The 19,923-nt window shown below is 69.7% G+C and carries 22 protein-coding genes, 1 tRNA gene and 1 pseudogene; 15 read left to right on the forward strand and 9 right to left on the reverse strand.

Annotation, left to right across the window (positions count from 1 at the left end):
* Positions 1 to 153: 153 nt before the first annotated feature.
* The 5 genes from ACIP6U_RS20900 to ACIP6U_RS20920 all read right to left on the reverse strand — a co-directional run bounded on the left by ACIP6U_RS20900 (position 154) and on the right by ACIP6U_RS20920 (position 6,082).
* Positions 154 to 1,938 carry a copper resistance CopC/CopD family protein gene (locus ACIP6U_RS20900; RefSeq protein ID WP_401719784.1) on the reverse strand — a complete coding sequence of 595 codons (1,785 nt, stop codon included), beginning with the start codon at positions 1,936 to 1,938 and terminating at the stop codon, positions 154 to 156.
* A 137-nt stretch (positions 1,939 to 2,075) separates the two neighbouring features.
* Positions 2,076 to 2,840, reverse strand: coding sequence for an SDR family NAD(P)-dependent oxidoreductase (locus tag ACIP6U_RS20905; RefSeq protein WP_401719785.1), 765 nt, complete (start codon positions 2,838 to 2,840; stop codon positions 2,076 to 2,078).
* Positions 2,837 to 3,310 (reverse strand): cupin domain-containing protein, encoded by a 474-nt coding sequence (locus ACIP6U_RS20910; RefSeq protein ID WP_401719788.1) that lies wholly within the window; start codon positions 3,308 to 3,310, stop codon positions 2,837 to 2,839. Before ACIP6U_RS20910 ends, ACIP6U_RS20905 begins: the two co-directional genes overlap by 4 nt.
* Positions 3,307 to 3,921, reverse strand: a complete 615-nt coding sequence (locus tag ACIP6U_RS20915; protein WP_401719791.1) for a GNAT family N-acetyltransferase — start codon at positions 3,919 to 3,921, stop codon at positions 3,307 to 3,309. The genes ACIP6U_RS20910 and ACIP6U_RS20915 overlap by 4 nt, the downstream gene beginning before the upstream one ends.
* Entirely contained in the window at positions 3,914 to 6,082 is a 2,169-nt protein-coding gene (locus ACIP6U_RS20920; protein ID WP_401719792.1) for a penicillin acylase family protein, read from the reverse strand. The genes ACIP6U_RS20915 and ACIP6U_RS20920 overlap by 8 nt, the downstream gene beginning before the upstream one ends.
* A gap of 78 nt (positions 6,083 to 6,160) precedes the next feature.
* On the opposite strand from ACIP6U_RS20920, the gene ACIP6U_RS20925 reads away from it, so the two are divergent.
* The 5 genes from ACIP6U_RS20925 (at position 6,161) to ACIP6U_RS20945 (ending at position 8,950) form a co-directional block, all read left to right on the forward strand.
* Positions 6,161 to 6,871: a siderophore-interacting protein gene (locus tag ACIP6U_RS20925; protein WP_401720574.1), complete on the forward strand. Its 711-nt coding sequence runs from the start codon at positions 6,161 to 6,163 to the stop codon at positions 6,869 to 6,871.
* Positions 6,872 to 6,895: 24 nt separating this feature from the next.
* Entirely contained in the window at positions 6,896 to 7,489 is a 594-nt protein-coding gene (locus tag ACIP6U_RS20930) for an HhH-GPD-type base excision DNA repair protein (RefSeq protein WP_401719794.1), read from the forward strand.
* Between the two features lie 214 nt (positions 7,490 to 7,703).
* Complete coding sequence (locus ACIP6U_RS20935; RefSeq protein ID WP_401719797.1) at positions 7,704 to 8,369, forward strand: HdeD family acid-resistance protein; 666 nt, start codon at positions 7,704 to 7,706, stop codon at positions 8,367 to 8,369.
* A gap of 74 nt (positions 8,370 to 8,443) precedes the next feature.
* Entirely contained in the window at positions 8,444 to 8,749 is a 306-nt protein-coding gene (locus ACIP6U_RS20940) for a hypothetical protein (protein WP_401719799.1), read from the forward strand.
* A 57-nt stretch (positions 8,750 to 8,806) separates the two neighbouring features.
* Positions 8,807 to 8,950, forward strand: coding sequence for a hypothetical protein (locus ACIP6U_RS20945; protein ID WP_401719801.1), 144 nt, complete (start codon positions 8,807 to 8,809; stop codon positions 8,948 to 8,950).
* Between the two features lie 21 nt (positions 8,951 to 8,971).
* On the opposite strand, the gene ACIP6U_RS20950 is transcribed toward ACIP6U_RS20945, so the two are convergent.
* On the reverse strand, positions 8,972 to 10,579 hold the full coding sequence (locus tag ACIP6U_RS20950; protein WP_401719803.1) for a helicase HerA-like domain-containing protein: 1,608 nt from the start codon (positions 10,577 to 10,579) through the stop codon (positions 8,972 to 8,974).
* Positions 10,580 to 10,684: 105 nt separating this feature from the next.
* Here ACIP6U_RS20950 and ACIP6U_RS20955 point away from each other — a divergent pair, with 105 nt between their 5' ends.
* Positions 10,685 to 10,981 (forward strand): type II toxin-antitoxin system VapB family antitoxin, encoded by a 297-nt coding sequence (locus tag ACIP6U_RS20955; RefSeq protein WP_003999914.1) that lies wholly within the window; start codon positions 10,685 to 10,687, stop codon positions 10,979 to 10,981.
* Between the two features lie 112 nt (positions 10,982 to 11,093).
* Entirely contained in the window at positions 11,094 to 11,741 is a 648-nt protein-coding gene (locus tag ACIP6U_RS20960) for a LytR C-terminal domain-containing protein (RefSeq protein ID WP_401719806.1), read from the forward strand.
* A 159-nt stretch (positions 11,742 to 11,900) separates the two neighbouring features.
* Here ACIP6U_RS20960 and upp read toward each other — a convergent pair whose 3' ends face one another.
* On the reverse strand, positions 11,901 to 12,536 hold the full coding sequence (gene upp / locus ACIP6U_RS20965; protein ID WP_401719809.1) for a uracil phosphoribosyltransferase: 636 nt from the start codon (positions 12,534 to 12,536) through the stop codon (positions 11,901 to 11,903).
* Positions 12,537 to 12,632: 96 nt separating this feature from the next.
* Between upp and ACIP6U_RS20970 the strand changes: the two genes are divergently transcribed.
* From ACIP6U_RS20970 to ACIP6U_RS20990, 5 genes are all read left to right on the forward strand, one after another.
* Complete coding sequence (locus tag ACIP6U_RS20970) at positions 12,633 to 12,851, forward strand: hypothetical protein (protein WP_401719812.1); 219 nt, start codon at positions 12,633 to 12,635, stop codon at positions 12,849 to 12,851.
* Positions 12,852 to 13,153: 302 nt separating this feature from the next.
* Positions 13,154 to 13,687, forward strand: a complete 534-nt coding sequence (locus ACIP6U_RS20975) for a hypothetical protein (protein ID WP_401719814.1) — start codon at positions 13,154 to 13,156, stop codon at positions 13,685 to 13,687.
* A gap of 56 nt (positions 13,688 to 13,743) precedes the next feature.
* Positions 13,744 to 14,169, forward strand: coding sequence for a tRNA adenosine(34) deaminase TadA (gene tadA, locus ACIP6U_RS20980; protein ID WP_401719817.1), 426 nt, complete (start codon positions 13,744 to 13,746; stop codon positions 14,167 to 14,169).
* 64 nt (positions 14,170 to 14,233) lie between these two features.
* Positions 14,234 to 14,318 (forward strand) — tRNA-Ser (locus ACIP6U_RS20985).
* Positions 14,319 to 14,433: 115 nt separating this feature from the next.
* The gene (locus ACIP6U_RS20990) at positions 14,434 to 15,246 is read left to right on the forward strand and encodes a hypothetical protein (RefSeq protein ID WP_401719820.1); all 813 of its coding nucleotides are present in this window, start codon (positions 14,434 to 14,436) and stop codon (positions 15,244 to 15,246) included.
* Between the two features lie 40 nt (positions 15,247 to 15,286).
* On the opposite strand, the pseudogene ACIP6U_RS20995 reads toward ACIP6U_RS20990, so the two are convergent.
* Positions 15,287 to 16,265, reverse strand: a pseudogene (locus tag ACIP6U_RS20995) (tyrosine-type recombinase/integrase); the annotation flags it as partial.
* A 957-nt stretch (positions 16,266 to 17,222) separates the two neighbouring features.
* Positions 17,223 to 17,441 carry a hypothetical protein gene (locus ACIP6U_RS21000; protein ID WP_401719823.1) on the reverse strand — a complete coding sequence of 73 codons (219 nt, stop codon included), beginning with the start codon at positions 17,439 to 17,441 and terminating at the stop codon, positions 17,223 to 17,225.
* 738 nt (positions 17,442 to 18,179) lie between these two features.
* Here ACIP6U_RS21000 and ACIP6U_RS21005 point away from each other — a divergent pair.
* The 3 genes from ACIP6U_RS21005 (at position 18,180) to ACIP6U_RS21015 (ending at position 19,701) form a co-directional block, all read left to right on the forward strand.
* Complete coding sequence (locus ACIP6U_RS21005) at positions 18,180 to 18,356, forward strand: hypothetical protein (RefSeq protein WP_185146105.1); 177 nt, start codon at positions 18,180 to 18,182, stop codon at positions 18,354 to 18,356.
* 24 nt (positions 18,357 to 18,380) lie between these two features.
* Positions 18,381 to 18,674 (forward strand): Dabb family protein, encoded by a 294-nt coding sequence (locus ACIP6U_RS21010; RefSeq protein ID WP_401719826.1) that lies wholly within the window; start codon positions 18,381 to 18,383, stop codon positions 18,672 to 18,674.
* Positions 18,675 to 18,825: 151 nt separating this feature from the next.
* Positions 18,826 to 19,701, forward strand: coding sequence for an RNA polymerase sigma factor SigF (locus ACIP6U_RS21015; RefSeq protein WP_401719829.1), 876 nt, complete (start codon positions 18,826 to 18,828; stop codon positions 19,699 to 19,701).
* Positions 19,702 to 19,923: the final 222 nt, after the last annotated feature.

The following is a 19,923-nucleotide window of genomic DNA, read 5'->3' on the forward strand; positions in this document are numbered from 1 at the left end:
ACTCGACCGAACATCGTGGCGGTAATAACAGCCCCATGCCAGGTCATGGGTCAAGGGGTCACGTCCACATTTGTGGAAACGTGACCGACACAACGATGATCGTTTCGTCCGAACCCTCGAACAACAGCGGGTGAGTTGGCCGCCGAAATGGCGCTAACCGATGATGCGTACCGATTTGGTCGCACTTACCTGGTCGAGTTCGGAGACCCGGACCGTGATCTTCATCTCCCAGGTCCCGGCGATGGGGACGGTGAGGTTGTCACTGCCCCAGTACCCGCCGCGGTTGGTGAGACGGGCGTCGAGCGGACCGATCTTCTGGGCGGGCAGGGTGAGGGACAGGCGCAGTTCGGGAATGGTGGAGAGGCCGCCGTCGGGGCCGAACACCACGGCCTGCACGGTGTTGTCGCCGACCCGGCCCGGGTCGAGGGTGATCTGCACCTTGCCCCTGCCGTTGGGGGTGCCCACGTCGAAGGGGATGGTCGTGACGGACGCGGCGGGCAGCCCGGCGCCGGTCGCGGGCTGCGCCGCGGCCTCCTCCGCGGCCCGGCCCGGCAGCGTGCCGGTGAGGATCGTCGTGATCACCAGCACCACCACACCGACACCGACCTCGGCCAGCACGGACCGCCGCAGCCCACGCCGGTGCGCGTCGGACGCGATCGGCTCCGCCGGCCCGTCGGGCTCCCCCGGCGACGGCAGCGCCGGCCCGCCCACGGGCTGCGGAACCTTCTCCCGTACGCCCTCTCGTACGACCGTCTCCGCGGCCGTCTCGACATCCGCGTCGGCCGTCGTCATGGCCGACGTCCAGCGCCGCGAGACGCCGGCCGCCATGAGCAGCAGGACGATCGCGAAGAGCTTGGCGACCAGGAGGCGGCCGTACGTCGTCTCCGTGAAGGCGCTCCAGGAGCCGAGGCCGCGCCAGGACTGGTAGACGCCGGTGACGACCAGGACGGTCACCGAGAGGAAGGCGAGCCGGGAGAAACGGGCGACGGTGGCCGCGGGCAGCGAGGAGGCGCGGTACAGGGACAGCAGCAGGGCGGTGAGTCCGCCCAGCCACAGGGCCATCGCCAGCAGGTGCAGCACCGAGGACGCCATCGCCACCGGCACCTGGATACCGGCCGACGCGTGCTCGGCGGCGGCCCAGGTGAGCGCCAGGCCTACGGCGAGTGCGGTACCGGCGGCGAGCGCCGGGCGCGAGAAGGTCTCACGCCCGCGCAGCCGTACGGCGAGGACGGCGGCCGGCGCGAGCAGCACCAGGCGGGCCAGCAGAGCGAGCCCAGGACGGCCCGTGAAGGTGCGGCTGAGGGCCTCGGAGTCGAAGGCGGTCCCCGGGCCGGTACCCGCCTCGTACGGAGCGCGCAGGACCAGCAGGGCGACCGTGGAACCCACCAGAGTCCACCACCCCACCACCAGCGGCCGGCGCAACGGCGTCCGGTCCGACGGGCGGCACAGCACGATGAACGCGGCGGTGCCGATGAGGAGGGCGGCGGCGAGGTAGCCGAGGTAGCGGCCGATGTTGTACAGGCTGCCGGTCGCCGGGTCCTCGACCGGTCCCGCGTCCGCCACCGCCGCCGTCGGGGACGCCTTGCCGACGGAGAAGGTCAGCGCGCCCGACACCGGGTGGCTGTCCGCCGACACGACCCGCCACGCCACGACGTACGTGCCCTGGGCGAGCCCCTTGGGCAGCGTCACCCGGGCCGTGTCGGAGCCGCCGGGCCCGTGCCCGGCCTCGCCGATCTTCACCCGCCGGTTGTCGGGATCCAGGACGCGGAAGGAGTCGTCGAGCAGACCGACGGACTCCGTGAAGGTCAGGGTGATGCTGCCGGGTGCGGACTTGAGGACGCTTCCGTCGGCGGGGTCGGTGCCTTTGAGTGCGGCATGGGCCGACGCGGGCCCCGCCCCGCCGAGGACGAGCAGGACCAGCAGGGAGCCCAGCAGCACCAGCCCTTGAACTCTCCGGTGCCCGAAGAGTCCTCGACGCCCTTGCCGTCCACTGCGTCCACCGTCACACCCCACGCCACACTCCGTCTTGGGACCTGCCACCGTCCCGATAGGTACGCAGGGGAGCCGACGAACGCTCACCAGGTGGGTCGCGTCGACACCCCGCCGTCCACCACCAGGTCGTGGCCCGTGATCCAGGAGGCGAGGCGGGAGGCGAGGAAGACGCAGGCGTCGCCGATGTCCTCGGGGCGGCCCAGGCGTCCCGTCGGTGCCGCGTCCAGCCATCTGCGCACCCCTTCCGGCCAGGACTCCGTCAGCCCCTCCCGGTCGATCAGGCCGGGCGAGACCGTGTTGACCCGGACACCGTACGGGCCGTACTCGAGGGCGGCGGCACGCGCGTGCATGACGACGGCCGCCTTGGAGGCGCTGTAGTGCGCGTGCAGGGGTGCCGGCTGCCGGGCCTCGATCGACGCGATGTGCGTCACCGAGCCCCCGCCCTCCTGTCCCCGCATGATCTCCGCGGCGGCCTGCGTGCACGCGAACACGCTCGACAGGTTGGCGTCGACGACCGCCCGCCACTCGTCCGCCGTCATGCCCGGCAGCGCCCACACGGGCTGTACGCCCGCGTTGTTGACCAGTGCCGTCAGCCGGCCGCCGCCCCACTCGGCCGCCTCGCCGACCAGCCGCGCGCACGCGTCCGCGTCGGTGAGGTCGGCGCGCAGGACGACAGATCGGCCGCCGAGGTCCCGGATGCGCGCGGCCACTTCACCGGCCGCGTCCACCGCCGTACGGCAGTGCACGGCGACCGCAGCGCCCTCCTCGGCGAAGCGCAGCGCGATGCCCCGGCCGATGCCGCCGCCCGCGCCGGTGACCAGGGCGGTCTGTCCTTCCAGCAAGTTCATGGACGGCACAGTCCCGCGATCCGGTCGGCCCGGTCGGGATACCGCGCCGTGAGATCGGCCGCGTCCCCGTGCTCGTACCCCTCGTAGGTGAACCCGGGCGCCATCGTGCAGCCGAAGAACGACCACGCGCCGCCCGCGACGACCCGCCCGCCCATCCAGGTCCCGGCCGGAATGGTGAGTTGGGGGTGGTGGCCGCCGAGCACGTCCGGGCCGAGGACCGCCGTGCGGGAGGTCCCGTCCGGGGCGAGGAGGAGGAGTTCCAGCGGGTCGCCGCCGTAGAAGTGCCAGATCTCGTCGGTGGGCAGGCGGTGCAGGGCGGAGAAGTCGTCCGCCATCAGCAGCGCGACGATCGCGGTGCCCGCCGGCCGGCCGTCCGCGCGCTCCGGGCCCGCCCAGGTCTGTCTGAACAGGCCGCCCTCGCGCGGAATCGGTTCCAGTCCGTAGTGGGCGACGAGGTCCTCGGGAGTCATCCGGGGAAGGCTACCGCCCGCGAGAGAAACGCCAGCCGGGCCTTCTTCTCCGGCAGATACACGTCCGGCAGATCGATCTCGGGCAGCACGACCACCGGACCCGCCTCGAACCCGTGCCGCAGGAACCGCGCGATCGCCTTCTCGTTGCGCACGTCCGGATCGACGACGACCCGCGACCGGTCGAGCGTGTGCAGCACATACGTCGATACGGCCCCCAGCAGCGCCGCCGTCCAGCCGCTCCGTGCGCCGCGCTCCCCTGCGGGGGCGAGCAGCAGGTGGACGCCGATGTCACCGGGCCCGACCTCGTAGCACTCGCTCACCCGGTCGGCCTCGGGCTCGTAGGTCTGCAGCAGCGCGACCGGTTCGGCGTCCTTGAGGACCAGGAAGGCGTGATGGGTGTCGAGACCGGCCATGTGCGCGTAGATCTCGGCGACTTGATCGCGGGTGAGCCCGTTCATGCCCCAGAAGGCGGCGCGTTCCTCGGCCACCCAGGCGTGCAGCACCTCCGCGTCGACGGGCGGGTCGAGGGGCAGCAGACGGACGGTGCCGAACCCGTCGACGTCCTGCTCGTGGACGGCGGGGCGGGAGCGGTAGGGGTCGGGATCAGACATCGGTCTCCTTGAGGATTTCCTCGGTGGTCTCTTGGGTGAGTTGGTCGAAGTCGGTGACGACCGGGACGAGATCTCCCTTGAGCCACAAGGGGAGTTGGTCCCGGTGATGGGCCGAACCGGGCACCCCCGAGGCCCCGAACGGCACCACCCACCGGCTGTCCTCGCGCCGCGCCAGATCCCACACGTACCGGGCGGCCGGCCCGCGCGCGCTCAGGTCGGTCAGCCCGGGCACGGCCGAGGTGCACAGCACGCAGTCGTGATCGCCGGACAACCCGGGTTCGTCGTACGGGACTTGCGGGAGCGCCCGCCAGGGAGCGAGGCGGTGGGTACCGCCCCAGGGCACGTCGGCGTGCGTGCCGGCGACCTCCTCCAGCGCCTCCCGCACGACCGCCGCCCGGTCGATGCCGTACAACTCCTCGGCCCGCAGCAGGTGTTCGAGCGCGAAGGCGATCCGGGGGAGCAGGGCGAGCCAGGGCTGGAAGACGTCGGGGTAGGCGGGCGGCACGGCGAGCCCGGCGAACGCCTGCTGCCGCGCGAGCCGCCGTACGACCGCGCCGCGCACCGCCGCGTAGGCCCCCGCGTCGGCGTCGGCCGCGTCCATACGGCGGTCCCAGCGCAGCAGACGGTCGCGGAGGGCGACGGCCTCGGGAGACAGGTCGGTGAGGGTGGCGAGGCGGTCCAACAGGGGCCCCGCGGAACCGAGATGGGTGTCCATGTGGATCCTCGCCATGTCCCCGGGCGCCCACTGGTCCTTCTCCCCCAGCAGGTCGGTGATCCGGTCGGCCCGGTGGGGTGCGGCGAACTCGACGCCGAGCGGGGTGGCCGGGCCACGCTGGTTGGCCATCACCGCGATACCGCCGCTGAGCCCGGCCCGGGGCATCTCATGCCACCCGTGCCACTCGTGCCCGGGCTCCCAGGCGTTGACGAGCCGCACCCGATTGACCTCGGCCCGCAGCGGCGCCCGACCGGCGACCCGGTGCAGGGTGCCGCCGTCGGTGTCGGCGGCCTGCACGACGTTCACGGGCTCGGCCCACAGGTCGACGGCCCGGTCGACGTCGGCGACACGACGGGCCCGGAGGAGGGGGAGCAGAGCGCTGAAGCCGAGGTCGGAGGTGACGCGGGGTGGGTAGCGGAGGGCGAGGGCCAGGGGGCCGCCCGCTCCCCGGGAGTCGACCCCGGGTCCGGACACGCCAGGCGGCACCTCCCCCTCGTCGTCCAGTACTCCGCCGTCCAGGCCCTCCGGGCCGCCCGCGATCACCGGTCCCCGGTCCGTCTCGATCACCTCGATCTCGATCGGGGGCTCGCCGGCCACCTCCACCGTCTCCGTGTGCCGGGATGCCCGGTGCCAGTGGCCGTCGGGGCCGAGGGCCTCGATGCCGGCGCCGGTGCGGCGGAGGCGTTCGCGGTAGAGGTCCTGGTAGTCGGCCATGGCGTTGGTGATGGCCCAGGCGACCGTGCCGGTGTGCCCGAAGTGGGCGATGCCCGGGATGCCGGGGACGGCGAAGCCGACGACGTCGAACTCCGGGCAGGAGAGGTGGATCTGCTGGTAGACGCCGGGGTCCTCGATGAAGCGGTGGGGGTCACCGGCGATCACCGCGTGACCGGTCGTCGTCCGCGCCCCGCTCACCAGCCAGCCGTTGCTCCCGGAGGTACCGGGACCGTCGGTGGCGAACAGCCCGACCGCCTCCTCGCCCAACTCCCGCACCGCCTCCTCCCGCCAGAGCTTGGCCGGGAACCCGGCGAACAGGATGTGCGTGGCGAGCCAGACAGCGAGCGGCGTCCAGGGCTCCCAGCGACCGGGAGAGAGACCGGCACGGGCGAACTCGGGGGTGGTGGACGTGCCGCCGGCCGCCAGTCCCTCGTTGACCCCGGTCACGTACGCCCGTACCCACTCCGCCGTCTCCGGGTCGCGTTCCTCCAGGGACGTGAAGCAGCGCTTCGCCGTGTCCGTCAGGCGGGTGCGGCGGGTGAAGACGTCCCAGGGCACCGCCTCCGGGCCCAGGAAGGACGCCGAGGTGCCTTCGGCCCGGTGGCGTTCGACCTCCAGTTGCCAGGCCCGGTCGTGGGCCGTCGTGCGGCCCTGGGCCCGGGCCAGGTCGAGGGCGGTGTCGGCGCGCAGGTGGGGGATGCCCCATGCGTCTCGGTAGATCTCGGTCCCCACCCTGTGTCCTCACTGTTCTTTAGGTTAGCCTCACCTAAGTAAGCCGAGGAGAAATCGTACGTGAAGGGTGGAGACGGCATGGCGCAGGGGCGGGGCTGGGAGGGCACGGTCCTTCGGCTGATGCGGGCGAAGGACTTCACGCTGACGGTGACCGGCGCCGAGGACGTCACGCCCGAGTACCGCCGGCTGCGCCTCACCGACGGCGGCCTGCTCGCCGCGACCGGCGTCCACCCGACCATGTGGGTCCGGCTGTGGTTCACCAACGCGGGCAAGCCGCACCAGCGGGCGTACACCCTGGTCGACCCGGACCCGGAGACCGGCACCTTCGCCCTGGAGTTCGCCCTGCACGAGGGCGCCGCCAGCGACTGGGCCCGGGCCGCGAAGGCCGGCGACACCATCGACGCGACCGTCCAGGGCACCGGCTTCGAGGAGCCGGCGCCCACGCCCACCCACGTCCTCGCGATCGGCGACCCGGCCTCGCTGCCCGCGATCAACTCCCTGCTCGGCGCGTTCGGTTCGGTCCCGGCGACCGTGTGGTTCGAGGGCGGCGCGGACGACCTGCCCTTCCGCACCGACCCCGACCGGCACGAGGTGCGGCGGCTGTCCCGGGGCGAGTTGGTCGAGCAGGTGCGTGCCGATCTGCCGAAGGCGCTGGCGGCCGGCGACTCGCCGTACGTCTGGATCGCCTGCGACACACGGACCACCCGCGCGCTCTCCGCCTACGTGCGCAAAGAGCTGGGCGTGCCGAAGGAGCGGACGCACGCGCTCGGGTACTGGCGCGCGAGCTGACGGCGCACGGGCGAAAATCGGGGCATGGACGTCACCCTGCACCTCGCCCAGGACCCCGAGGCCGACGCGCTCCTCGGCCGTTCCCCGCTCGCCGCGCTGACCGGGATGCTGCTGGACCAGCAGGTTCCGATGGAGTGGGCGTTCAAGGGGCCGCGCACGATCGCGGACCGGCTCGGCGCCGCCGACCTGGACGCGCACGAGATCGCCGCGCAGGACCCGGAGGCCTTCGCCGCGCTGCTCTCCGAGAAGCCGGCCGTGCACCGCTACCCGGGCTCCATGGCCAAGCGGATCCAGCAGCTGTGCCAGTACCTCGTCGAGCACTACGACGGAAACGCCGAGCTCGTCTGGAAGGGCGTCACGGACGGGTCCGAACTGCTGCGGCGCCTCGAGGAACTGCCCGGCTTCGGCAAGCAGAAGGCACAGATCTTCCTGGCACTGCTCGGCAAGCAGCTGGACGTACGGCCCAAGGGGTGGCGGGAGGCGGCCGGCGCGTACGGCGAGACGAAGTCCTTCCGCTCGGTCGCCGACATCACCGGCCCGGAATCGCTGGCCAAGGTACGGGCGCACAAGCAGGAGATGAAGGCGGCGGCGAAGGCGGCGAAGGCCGCCGGGAAGTAGCCGCCGCTCCTCGCCCGTCGATCGGCCGACGAGCGAACCCTGTCGAGCGGCCGACAGGCGGCCCGCACAGTGGCCCGGCGGCCGGCCGGCGAGCGGCCCGTCCGGTTGCCGGCGGGCGGTCGGTCGAGCAGCCCTCCGGCAGGCTTCCGCACCCGCGTCAGCCGAGTGGGTCCCAGGGGTGGCGCGGTGGGGCCGGACGGTCCAAGCATGGAACATGACTGAGCCGAGCGCTTCCTCCCGAGGCCCGGAGTACGACGACCGCAAGGTCCATGCGGCCGCCGCCCACGCGCCGGGCCGGACCGAACCCGAACCGCCCTTCGAAGGGCCCCTGCACGCCCTCTCCCGCGCCGCCTGGCAGGCCGTCCTGGTCACCGGCATCGCGTCCCTGATCCTCGGTGTCCTGGTGCTGGTCTGGCCGGGCGCCTCGCTGCTCGCGGCCGGCGTCCTGTTCGGCCTCTACCTCGTGATCAGCGGCATCTTCCAGCTCGCCGCCGCCTTCGGCACCCACAAGACGACCTCGTTGCGCGTGCTGGCCTTCATCAGCGGCGCCCTGTCGATCCTGCTGGGCCTGTTCTGCTTCCGCGGCCCGATGCAGTCGATCCTGCTGCTCGCCCTGTGGATCGGCATCGGCTGGCTCATCCGCGGGATCACCCAGACCCTGGCCGCCGCGTCCGACCAGCACATGCCCGCCCGCGGCTGGCAGGTCTTCCTCGGGATCCTCACCTTCGTCGCCGGCATCGTCCTGATCGACTCCCCCTTCGAGTCCGTCGCCGTCCTCACCCTGGTCGGCGGCATCTGGCTGGTCGCGGTCGGCGTGGTCGAGATCATGACCGCGATCCGGATCAAGGGGCGCGCCCAGGAAGTGCCGCGCACGGTGTAACAAGGCGTACGCCAACTGGGCGTATATCGCGGGTGACGTCACGTATCCGGCGTTTCCCCGGGGACACCCCCAGCATGAGCACCGCACGCCGTCACCCGCACAGCCGCGCCTGGCTGCGGGTGCTCATGCTGCTCCTCGTCCTCCTCGTGCCGGGGGAGACGGCCACGGCCGCGCCGGCCCCGGTGGCGGTCGAGAGCGTCGAGTACGACGCCGTGGAGGCGGCCCTGCCGCCCCTGGTCCGCACGGTCGCCCGGCGACCGGACGTACCGCACTGCCCGGCACCCCGGCCGGCCCCGGCGCCGTACCGCCCCAAGGCCCGCTCCGCCGCCGTCCCCCCGCACGTCCCGGACGTCCTGCGCACGGTGGTCCTGCGCTGCTGACAGACCCGCTCCCCCACGCGAGCCAGGTCCCTCAGTACGACGCAAGGAACTTCAGCCATGCCCACAGACCCGTACGCGATCCTGCGCGCCCTGCTGCGCGCCGAGGCCGTCCGCAGCGAGCCGAAACCGGCCGCCGTACCCGCCGTACCGGCCGTGAAGAAACCCCAGCCCGAGCGGTCCCCGGCGAAACGGGAGCGCTGACCCGCGGGCCCGGCGGAGCCGCTACCGCCTCCGCCGGGCCGTCCCGAACAGCGAGCGCGTGATCTCCCGTCCGATCTGCGTGCCGACCGAGCGGGCCAGCGACTTGAACATCCCGCTGCCGACGACCTGTTCGACCATGGACGGCGGTTCCTTGGGAGCCTTGGCGGCGGCGGGCTTGGACGCCGGGGCCTTGGCGGGGGCCGGGCTCGACTCCGCCGCCGTCGTCTCCTGCGTGGCCGTCAGCTTCTCGTACGCCGATTCCCTGTCCACAGCCTGTGCGTAACGTCCGTGCAGCGGCGACGACTTCACCGCCGTGTCCAGAGCCGTCGCCTCGATCGGGCCCATCAGGGACTCCGGCGCGCGCAGCCGGGTCGCGGCGACCGGGGTCGGGGCGCCCTTCTCGCTCAGCACGGTGACGACGGCCTCGCCGGTGCCGAGCCCGGTGAGCAGCTCCTCGAGGTCGTACGGCGAGTTCGGGAAGGTCTTCACGGTGGCCTTCAGCGCCTTCTGGTCGTCCGGGGTGAAGGCCCTGAGCGCGTGCTGGACGCGGTTGCCGAGCTGGGCGAGGACGTCGGACGGCACGTCCTTGGGGGTCTGCGTGACGAAGAAGACGCCGACCCCTTTCGAGCGAATCAGCCGGACGGTCTGCGTGATCGAGTCCAGGAAGGCCTTCGAGGCGTCGTTGAAGAGCAGGTGCGCCTCGTCGAAGAAGAAGACCAGCTTCGGCTTGTCGGCGTCGCCGACCTCGGGCAGATCGTGGAAGAGGTCGGCCAGCAGCCACATCAGGAAGGTGGAGAAGAGCTGCGGTTTGTCCTGGACGGCGGGCAGTTCGAGGATCGAGACCATGCCGCGCCCGTCGGCCGCCGTCCGCAGGAACTCGTTCGTGTCGAACTCCGGCTCCCCGAAGAAGTCGGACATCCCCTGCGCCTCGAAGGCGGTGAGGGAGCGCAGGATCACGCCGGCCGTGGCGGTGGAGAGACCGCCGATGTTCTTCAGCTCCGCCTTGCCCTCGTCCGAGGTCAGGAAGGCGACGACCGCGCGCAGGTCCTTGAGGTCGAGCAGTTCCAGGCCCTTGGTGTCGGCGTAGTGGAAGATCAGGCCGAGCGACTGCTCCTGGGTCTGGTTGAGCTGGAGCACCTTGGAGAGCAGGACCGGGCCGAAGCTGGTGATCGTGGCCCGCAGCGGGATGCCGTGCCCGAGGCCGCCGAGCGCGTAGAACTCGGCCGGGAAGCCGGTCGCCGTCCACTCCTGATGGACCTCGCCGGCCCGTCCGCGCACCTTGTCGTTCGCCTCCCCCGGCGCCGACATCCCGGAGAGGTCACCCTTCACGTCGGCCAGGAACACGGGCACGCCCTGGGCCGACAGCTGCTCCGCGACGAGCTGGAGCGTCTTGGTCTTGCCGGTGCCGGTGGCGCCCGCGACCAGGCCGTGGCGGTTGAGCATGGGCAGCGGGATGCGGATCTGCGCGTCCGGCAGGCACCGCCCCTCCCACATGAGGGCGCCAAGGTCGAGCGCCGGTCCGGTGAAGGCGTACCCGGCGGCGATCTCCAGGGCGCCCTGCGGAAGTGCGGGAGCGCTCCCTACTGACTCGCCGGTCGTGGCCGCGGGCACGGTCTCGCTGTCGCTCATGTCGGACCCCTGTTCCCGGTTTGCCCTGTTTCGACACGTCTTTTCCAGCGTCGCACTCCGTCGCCATGGCTGCGCCCGGAACGTCTCGACCGGTAGGCTTTCCGTGTGATCTTCAAGCGCATCGGAAACGGCCGTCCGTACCCCGACCACGGCCGGGAGAGCACCCGGCAGTGGGCGGACGTCGCGCCGCGCCCGGTCCGCCTCGACCAGCTGGTGACGACCAAGGGGCAGCTCGACCTGGAGACCCTCCTCGCCGAGGACTCGACGTTCTACGGCGACCTCTTCGCGCATGTCGTGAAGTGGCAGGGCGACCTGTACCTGGAGGACGGACTGCACCGCGCGGTACGGGCGGCACTCCAGCAGCGTCAGGTGCTGCACGCGCGCGTCCTCGAACTGGACTGACTCGCGCTTTTCAGAAGCCTGTCGGTAAAGGCTTGGCCCTTTCGGGTTCACCTGCGTGGCGTCTAATGATCATCTAGTAGGCATCGCCGCTCAGGCGCACTACGCTGCGCTCATGAGCATGCTGACTCCCCCAGGCATGGGCGGCAAGTACCGGATCACGGGGGACAAATACCCGCGCATGCGACAGCGCCGGCGGCGCGGCCGGCTCGCGGTCACCGTGGTGGCGTCCGCCGCGGCGCTCGGGCTGCTGGGCTGGGGCACGTTGCAGCTCATCGACGTCTTCACCGGGGGTGGGGACAAGGCGTCGGCGGCCGGCTCCAAGGCCGCGTGCGCTAGTCCGTCTCCGGGGGTGCGCGGGGCGACCACGTCGGTCTCCGTGCCGAAGCCCGGGCAGATCACCGTCAACGTCTACAACGCGACGGCTCGTAGTGGGCTGGCCAAGGACACGGCGGATGCGCTGAAGAAGCGCGGGTTCAAGATCGGGGACGTGGGCAACGCGAGCAAGGAGTTCGACAAGAAGGTCAAGGGGAGCGGGATACTGCTCGGGCCTTCGTCGGCGTTGAAGACGTCTTTGCCTGTGCTGGGTACGCAGCTCTCCACTGCTGAGCAGCGCGCGGTTGCGTCCCGCAAGGGTGCCGAGCTCGATCTGATCGTCGGGGACGGGTTCAAGGCGCTTACGCCGAAGGCGGCCGCGGACAAGGCGTTGGCCTTGCTGGCCAAGCCTGCGTCTGCGACCGCCTCGACGAAGAAGAGTTGCTGAGGGGCGCGGTTTCGCCGTAGGGGTGCGGTGGTTTGGGCGGGTGCGCGCCCGTCGTGGCTGGTCGCGCAGTTCCCCGCGCCCCTTAACAGCATGCAGCCGACGCCCGTTCAAAGGCACCGCAGACTTCGCGCACCCCGAAGGCGCCGGGAAAGCTCGTGGCTACTCAGCCGCGCCGTACAGCCTGTCTCCCGCGTCGCCCAAGCCCGGCACGATGTAGCCGTGCTCGTTGAGGTGGTCGTCGATGGCTGCCGTGACCACGGTGACCGGCGTTCCCGCCAGGTCTCGTTCCATGACCTCTACGCCCTCGGGGGCGGCCAGGAGGACCACGGCTGTGACGTCGTCGGCGCCTCGCTTGATCAGTTCGCGGATTGCCGCCACCAGGGTGCCGCCCGTGGCCAGCATCGGGTCGAGGACGTAGACCTGGCGGCCTGAGAGGTCCTCCGGCATGCGGGTGGCGTACGTGGAGGCCTGGAGGGTCTCCTCGTCGCGGACCATGCCCATGAAGCCCACCTCGGCGGTGGGGAGCAGGCGCATCATGCCGTCGAGCATGCCGAGGCCCGCGCGGAGGATCGGGACCACCAGGGGGCGGGGGTAGGAGAGCTTGACGCCCGTGGTGGAGGCGACCGGCGTCGTGATGTCGACCTGTTCGGTGCGCACGTCGCGGGTGGCCTCGTAGGCGAGCAGGGTGACCAGCTCGTCGGCGAGGCGGCGGAAGGTCGCGGAGTCGGTGCGCTGGTCGCGCAGGGTGGTGAGCTTGTGGGCGACCAGGGGGTGGTCGACGACGTGGAGACGCATGTCCACAACAGTAGCCGCCGCTCCGTCCCTGCTCGCGCTGGCATCAAACCGCCCGTCCGGGGGAAAGTGGGAGGGACGGACTGGGGTGGTGAACCGATGACTGACCTGCCGAATCGGGAGACCGATCAGAATCCGTCCCCGCCGGGACCGCCCCCGCAGGGGTCGCAGGAGACCGACGCGGAGCGCCGACGGCGCCGCGCCCGGTTTCTGCGCGAACTCACCGAGGCCCGCGAACTGCGCGACCGTGTTCAGCCCCGGCGCGCGAAGACGGCCCGACTGCGACACGCGATGCGGATGCGCACGTTCCGTTGGTAGTCGGCCCGACGCGGAAGATCAAGGGCGGTACGGGTGTTGACCAGGTGGGCGTGCGTGGACACATGGAAAAGCCGCGTACGATCCGCTGTTGGCGGCAACGAGTGTGCTGGTGAGTGCTGGGCGACGCGCACGCGTGCGTGCGATCAAAACCACCGGACACAGGGAGCCGAAGACGTCCCCTGAACGCCTTGTTTCTGCCACGATTCCGAGTGGGCGGGGCTCGGAGCACAGCTCTCCCCACCCGAAGACCTCCGCCGGGGGGACCCCCAACCGGCACGCCTAAGACCAGTGGGAGAGTCACGGTGTACTTCGCCGCACTGCTCGCGCGCACCGAAGACGGGTGGGAAGCGAGCGACACAGAGCTCGACGATGTGGAGACGCTGTCGGATCTTGCCGATCTGGCGCGGGAGTCCTCCGGTGAGGAGGACGAGACCGTTCTCGTCTTCATCGAGCAGGAGGATTCGTGGTTCGGCATCGTCCGCGTGGACGGTGAGGAAGACCCCCGCGTCTACGTCTCCGACGCCGCCGCCGCCAGCCGCAGCTCGTACGGGGAGCTGCTGCTCACCGACGAACTGCTCGGGAGGGATCCCGGCGACGACGGCCCCGACCTGGACGCCCTCGACCTCGACGGCACCGAGGACGGTGAGGACGAGGACGACGACAGCGACGAGGAGACCCCGTCCGCCGACGCGGTGCCGCAAGGTCCCGTGGGCGACAGCGAGATCCTCGACGACCTCGGTGTCAGCCCGAAGCAACTGCGTGCCCTGGACGAGGACGCGCTCAACTCGATCGCCGAGGCGCTGGGCGCCTCCGAGGTCCTGGAGACCGTCCGCTGACCTCGCCGACCGCAGCCGGCGGTCCCGACCCGGTACGGGACCGCTGGCGGGCCGCGATGCGGCTCGCCCTGGACGAGGCCCGCAAGGCCGGTACGGACGTGCCCGTGGGCGCGGTCGTGCTGGCCCCGGACGGTACGACGGTGCTCGCGGGCGGACACAACGAGCGGGAGGCCACCGGGGATCCGACCGCGCACGCCGAGGTCCTGGCGCTCCGCCGGGCCGCGGCGCGGCTGGGTGAGTGGCGGCTGGCCGGCTGCACGCTGGTCGTCACCCTGGAGCCCTGCACGATGTGTGCGGGCGCGCTCGTCCAGTCCCGGGTGGACCGGGTCGTCTACGGCGCCCGTGACGAGAAGGCGGGCGCGGCCGGCTCGCTCTTCGACATCGTGCGCGACCGCCGGCTCAACCACCGGCCCGAGGTGATCGAGGGCGTCCTCGCGGACGAGTGCGCCCGGCTGTTGACCGACTTCTTCCGGGACCGCTGACCTCCCCGGGGGCCGTCGAATACCGATTTCAAAGCACGGCCCACCGTGCGGTAAGGTCTCTCTCGGTAGCGTGTCCGAGCGGCCGAAGGAGCTCGCCTCGAAAGCGAGTGTGGCGCAAGTCACCGAGGGTTCAAATCCCTCCGCTACCGCAGGTAGAAGAGGCGCACGGTTCATCGAACTGTGCGCCTCTTCGGCTTCCGTCTCAGTTGGCCGTCGGCATGATGGGGTAGACAGGGGCCCTGGGTACGACGATGCTGACCGACCATGCCCAAAGCGTTCAAGATCATGGTCGCCGCTGCCCTGATAGTTGGAACGGTGGGCGGACTCGTGGCTCTCGGGACACACGCCCGCAACCCCGCGTACCTCATCCCGATGACGCCGTTCGCTTTGCTCATCCTGTACGGCGCGCTCGTCAGCCTGTTTCAAAAGCCTCCGAAGGATCAGCTCCGGTCGGAGACTCGCGCACGCGTACGTGAGGCCGAACGTGAGTTGGAAGACGCGTTGCGTGGCCGTGCCGTCCCGATCAGCGGAGACTCCTCAGGGGACACAGATGAAGACGCTGAAGGAGTTCCCGAGGCCCAGGTCAAGAAGGTTCCGGAGGATGAGCAAAGCCGACTTAGACTCGCGGTGCTATGGGAGGTGACACACCGCCGCCTCGATCTCTATCACGAGATCGCCCAAGACCAAGCGACGCAGTCGTTCCGCAACGCGCAGATCGCTATGGGACTCGGGTTCACACTGCTCGTCGGTTTCGTCGCTATCGCTTTGAACGCCAGCACGACCGCTGGCAGTGTCGTCGCAGGCGGACTTGGGGCTGTATCTGCTGCGTTGACTGGTTACATCAGTCGGACGTTCATCAGGTCACAGGAAGCTGCGGCAGGGCATTTGCGCGCCTACTTCGACCAGCCCTTGGAGTTTTCGCGGTACCTCGCGGTTGAGCGGCTATTGACTGATGCACGGTTGACAGACCAGCAGCGGGCGGATGCCTTGAGCCTCCTCGTTCAGGCAATGATCGCCGGACCTGCGGCCCAGGTGCCTGCTGGACTCTCTGAGGAGCAGCCGGGCAACGCACCTTGAACATGCTGGGACGGCCCACATGTGGCCGCCCCAGGACGCCTCAGCCAGTCGAAGCGAGCACGCTTGCTAGCCCGTCATCGTTGTCCGCACCGTCTCTGGACGGCTTCCAGATGAGCCCGTCGACTGTCGGGCAACGTCGCTGCGAACTGAGTCCACCATGTGCTGATACCGCGTGGCCATGGCGGTGGTGGACCAGCCCATGAGCCCCATCACGGCCCGCTCCGAGACTCCGAGGATCAGCAGGACCGTGGCGGCGGTGTGGCGAGCGTCGTGCAGTCGGCAGTCTCGCACCCTCGCGTCTTCGAGCAGCCCCTTCCGCTCATCGTAGTCAGTTCGGGGTGATGTGTCCCTGCCGGTCGGCGTCGCGAACAGCCATCCTTCGTCGGCCCAGTCGTCACCGACCGCCGCGCGTTCGACGTCCTGCTTGGTCCAGTGGACCCGGAGTAGGTCCACAAGCTGTGCAGGGAGGCCAACCGAGCGGCGCCCCGCGCGGGACTTGGTGTCCGCCGTCTCGGGGTTCGTCCGCTGACGCTGCGGGCAGTAACCGGCCTTCCGTCCGCAGGCGTCCCCGCACCCGTGGGCGTAGCGCGGGCGGCGGCGACTCCTGCGGACCATCAGTACGCCCCGCTCCAAGTCCACGTCGGCCCACTTGAGACCGAGCGCCTCCCCCTGCCGTAGACCGAGCGCGAGAGCCACGGCCCAGCGTGCGGCGTTCCGGCGGTTGTCTGCGGTCCGCGGGAGCCACTGCACCTCCTCGACGGTGTACGGCTCCACCCCCTCTTCCCGGAGGCGGGGCGCCTTGGCGAGTTGGACGGGATTTCGTCCGAGATAGCCAGGCCGTACCGCCTCGTTCAGCGAGGTGCGAAGGGTGCGGTGTATCTGATGAATCGTTCCGGCCTTACGCCGTCAGCCTGCATGTTCCCGTAGAAGCGCTCGATGTGCTCCGGCTTGAGCTTGTCGAGCCGGTGGGCCCCAAGTGCCGGGATCAGGTGCTTCCGAACGGCCACGCCGTAGCCGAGTTCTGCGTCCTGATGGCCGGACTCCCCGGCTCGGGCAAGACCACGCTTTCCCGCGCCCTCACGGACCGCGGGTTTCCCATCCTTGAGCGCCCTGTACTCGAAGACGTGGCAGTCGAACTCCGGGAACAGCTCAAGGCCGGACACGACGTCGTCATCGACCACGGGGCTTTTGGCCCCCCGAAGATCGGGCTAGGTGGGGGACCATAGCCGCCGCTGGCGCCAGCCCGGTACTGGTCTATCTCGCGGCCAGCCATGATGAGCTCTAGGCGAGGATCAGCAAGCGAAACGAGTTCCACGCGGACAATCCGAACTCGATCTTTTTCTCCGAAAGCGACCTACAACGGTACCGGACCCGGTTCATTCCTCCCCAGGAAGCGGACACTCCCTGGGTGTCGGCCAGTTTCAGACCCGACACGCGCTCGCTGCCGGAGCCAAGGCGACCCGTCAATGTCAGCCCGATTCGGCCTAAGCTGGAGTTACCACCAACCCCGTTTAACGGATAACCATCCCAGCCACGCTAGGCCCCCGGTTATCAAATAGTTCTTGGTACGCAACCAGTCCATGTCCACTTGAGACAGTGCTGCCACCAGCATGAACGCGACGGCCACACTGGACCATACGAATACGCCCCGAGTTCCTCCTCGGTGGCGGGCGGGTGCTCCACCTGCAAGCTGCGTCGCGACGGCGGGAGCGATGTATCCGTTGCGCACCCCGTCTACCACAGCATCGGCTATGTCATTCTTGTCTGCTTTACTTAGAGCCCTCTCTGCACTCGCAACTGTGTAAACGTCACCACCACGGTAGTGAATATCCCTGCCTGCGGTGACGTTCCCAGTACCGGCGACGCTGACCTGAACTTGCGCAATGCCAGCGCCGTCAGCAGTGGGGACACTGACCTGTACCTGCTCCACGCCAGCGCTCCCAGCCCCGGGGACGCTGAGCCGAATTGGCTCCACGTCAGTTGGTCCCGTTCTGCTGACCGGGCTCCTCTGACTGACGAGGGCCGACGATATAGTCGCGACCTGCGGTGATGTTCCCCTTGCCGGTCACAGAGGTCACCGAACCGTTGCCCTGCGCCTCGTTCCTCTTACTGAATGAGATCTTCATGGCAACTGCCGCTGCCCCGAAGACTGCCGCCACAGCGGAAGCAATCGCCACTAAGAAGCCCTGATCCATTTTTCACCCCGTTGTCCGTTTTGCGCCACCCATGCAAAAGGAATGACATTCAGGTCATAGTGATGGGATATTGTGGGCAAGCGAACGGACGAGCGCAAGGGTTCCCTCGTCTGGGTCATCATCCCATCGGCGTCTTGACATCTATGCCTGGTCAATTCCACTTCACCAGAACCCGCACTTCGGCGCATCGCCCCCAAGGGGCGGACCCATGGCCTGCACAAACTCGAAGATCGCCTAGCCCAAGGCGTCACCATTGAGACGATCAAGCAACTTCAACCGTGCACGCCACCACCGGAGCGCCTCGGGATCGGTGGCGACGAGGCCGAGCCGACAGGCAAGCTCGGAGCTGGCCGGCGAGCGTCTCAGTTTCCGTCTCATTCACCCCCGTCCGAAGCCGTCCGCGCGGGTTCACGCGTCAGGCGGGAGTACGGGAATGAACGAGGTTGAACGGCTGCGGATGGCGCTCTGACCAGCACGAACAGACCTCGAAAGCGAGTGTGGCGCAAGTCACCGAGGGTTCAAATCCCTCCGCTACCGCTTCTGAAGGGCCCCGTCGAGAGACGGGGCCCTTCGTGCGTCCGCTTCGTGCGTCCCCTCGCGTGGGGGCCGCCGGTCGGGCCGTAGCCCCCGAAAGCCTTCTACCTGCGAGCCGTTGGTCATATAAGAGGCTCCGACGGTTACACTCACCGCCGACAACACGGGCCCCGATGGGCACTTCAGTCTCAGGGGGAGGCCGCGGTGGCGGTGCATTCGAAGAAGATCGCCGTCTACGTGCTCGTGGTCTTCGCGCTGTACGTGATCATCACCGACCCCGCCAAGGCCGCGGACTACGTCCAGATAGGCTTCGAGGGCATATCGGACGCCGCCAAGGCCATCGGCGACTTCTTCACCTGGCTCGCCGACGGGGCGCACTGAGACCGGCTCGAACAAGGAGCGCGCATGATCCGCCACCTCGTCCTCTTCAAGCTCGCCGAGGGCGTCGACCGCGCCGACCCGCGGGTCGAGGCGGGCTTCGAGGCCTTCCGGTCGCTGGACGCGAAGATCCCCGAGATCCGCTTCTGGGAACTGGGCTGGAACCTCAGCGACCGGCCCATGGCGTACGACTTCGCCATCAACTCCGGCTTCGACGACGCGGACGCCCTGCGCCGCTATGTGGAGCACCCGGAGCACCAGGCGGGAGTGGCGCTGTGGAAGGAGTTCGCCACCTGGGTGATCGCCGATTACGCGTACTGATCGGCACCTTTCTGGGCCCTCCGCCGGGAACGGCTGGGGGCCTTTTCGCGTCTTACGCCCCAACTCGCCCTCAACACGGTGTTATGCGGTGCTTGCACACAGTGCACATGTCTTGTGATGCTATGACCGCTTTTGACGGATGAGTTGACCGATGGGTCGACCGAGCGTTGACCGAAGCAGAACCGATGAAGAGGTGGCGTTGACCGTGTCGGCCAGTACTGCGCCGCCCCAGGAAGAGGCGCCCGTCCAGACCCCCGAGCGGCGCCGCGGCGCGGACACCCGGGCCCTCACCCAGGTGCTCTTCGGGGAGCTCAAGGAGCTCAGACCCGGTACGCCGGAGCACAACCGGGTGCGCGGGGCGCTGATCGAGGCCAACCTCCCGCTCGTGCGCTACGCCGCCGCCCGCTTCCGCTCCCGCAACGAGCCGATGGAGGACGTGATCCAGGTCGGCACCATCGGTCTGATCAACGCCATCGACCGCTTCGACCCGGACCGGGGCGTGCAGTTCCCGACCTTCGCGATGCCGACGGTCATCGGCGAGATCAAGCGCTACTTCCGCGACAACGTCCGTACCGTCCATGTCCCGCGCCGGCTGCACGAGCTGTGGGTGCAGGTCAACGGCGCGACCGAGGACCTGACGACCGCCTTCGGACGGACGCCCACCACCGCCGAGATCGCCGAGCGGCTGCGCATCTCCGAGGACGAGGTGCTGTCCTGCATCGAGGCCGGCCGGTCGTACCACGCGACCTCGCTGGAGGCTGCCCAGGAGGGCGACGGACTGCCGGGCCTGCTCGACCGGCTGGGCTACGAGGACCCGGCGCTGGACGGTGTGGAGCACCGCGATCTGGTCCGCCACCTCCTGGTCCAACTCCCGGAACGCGAACAGCGAATCCTGCTGCTGCGCTACTACAGCAATCTCACCCAGTCGCAGATCAGTGCGGAACTCGGTGTGTCACAGATGCATGTATCCCGGCTACTCGCGCGTAGCTTCCAGCGGCTGCGATCCGCCAATCGGATCGAGGCATAAGAGGCGCACAGGCGCACACTCGGTAACACCGCAGTTCGCACGCGGGGTCGAGTTGTCACCGTGACGAGCGAATCGCTCACCAGGGCGCTTCCCCGTGGTTCTGCGCCTATAAAGCCCCAGACCCCCTCTTTCCAGGGCCGTTTCGGCTCCTGCTTGTCGACATGTCACTACAGCGTGTTGCCGACATGTGACATTCTCCCGGTAGAGCGTTTGCCGGGGCTT

It is taken from the genome of Streptomyces sp. NPDC088794, from assembly GCF_044750545.1.
Classification (GTDB): Bacteria; Actinomycetota; Actinomycetes; order Streptomycetales; family Streptomycetaceae; genus Streptomyces.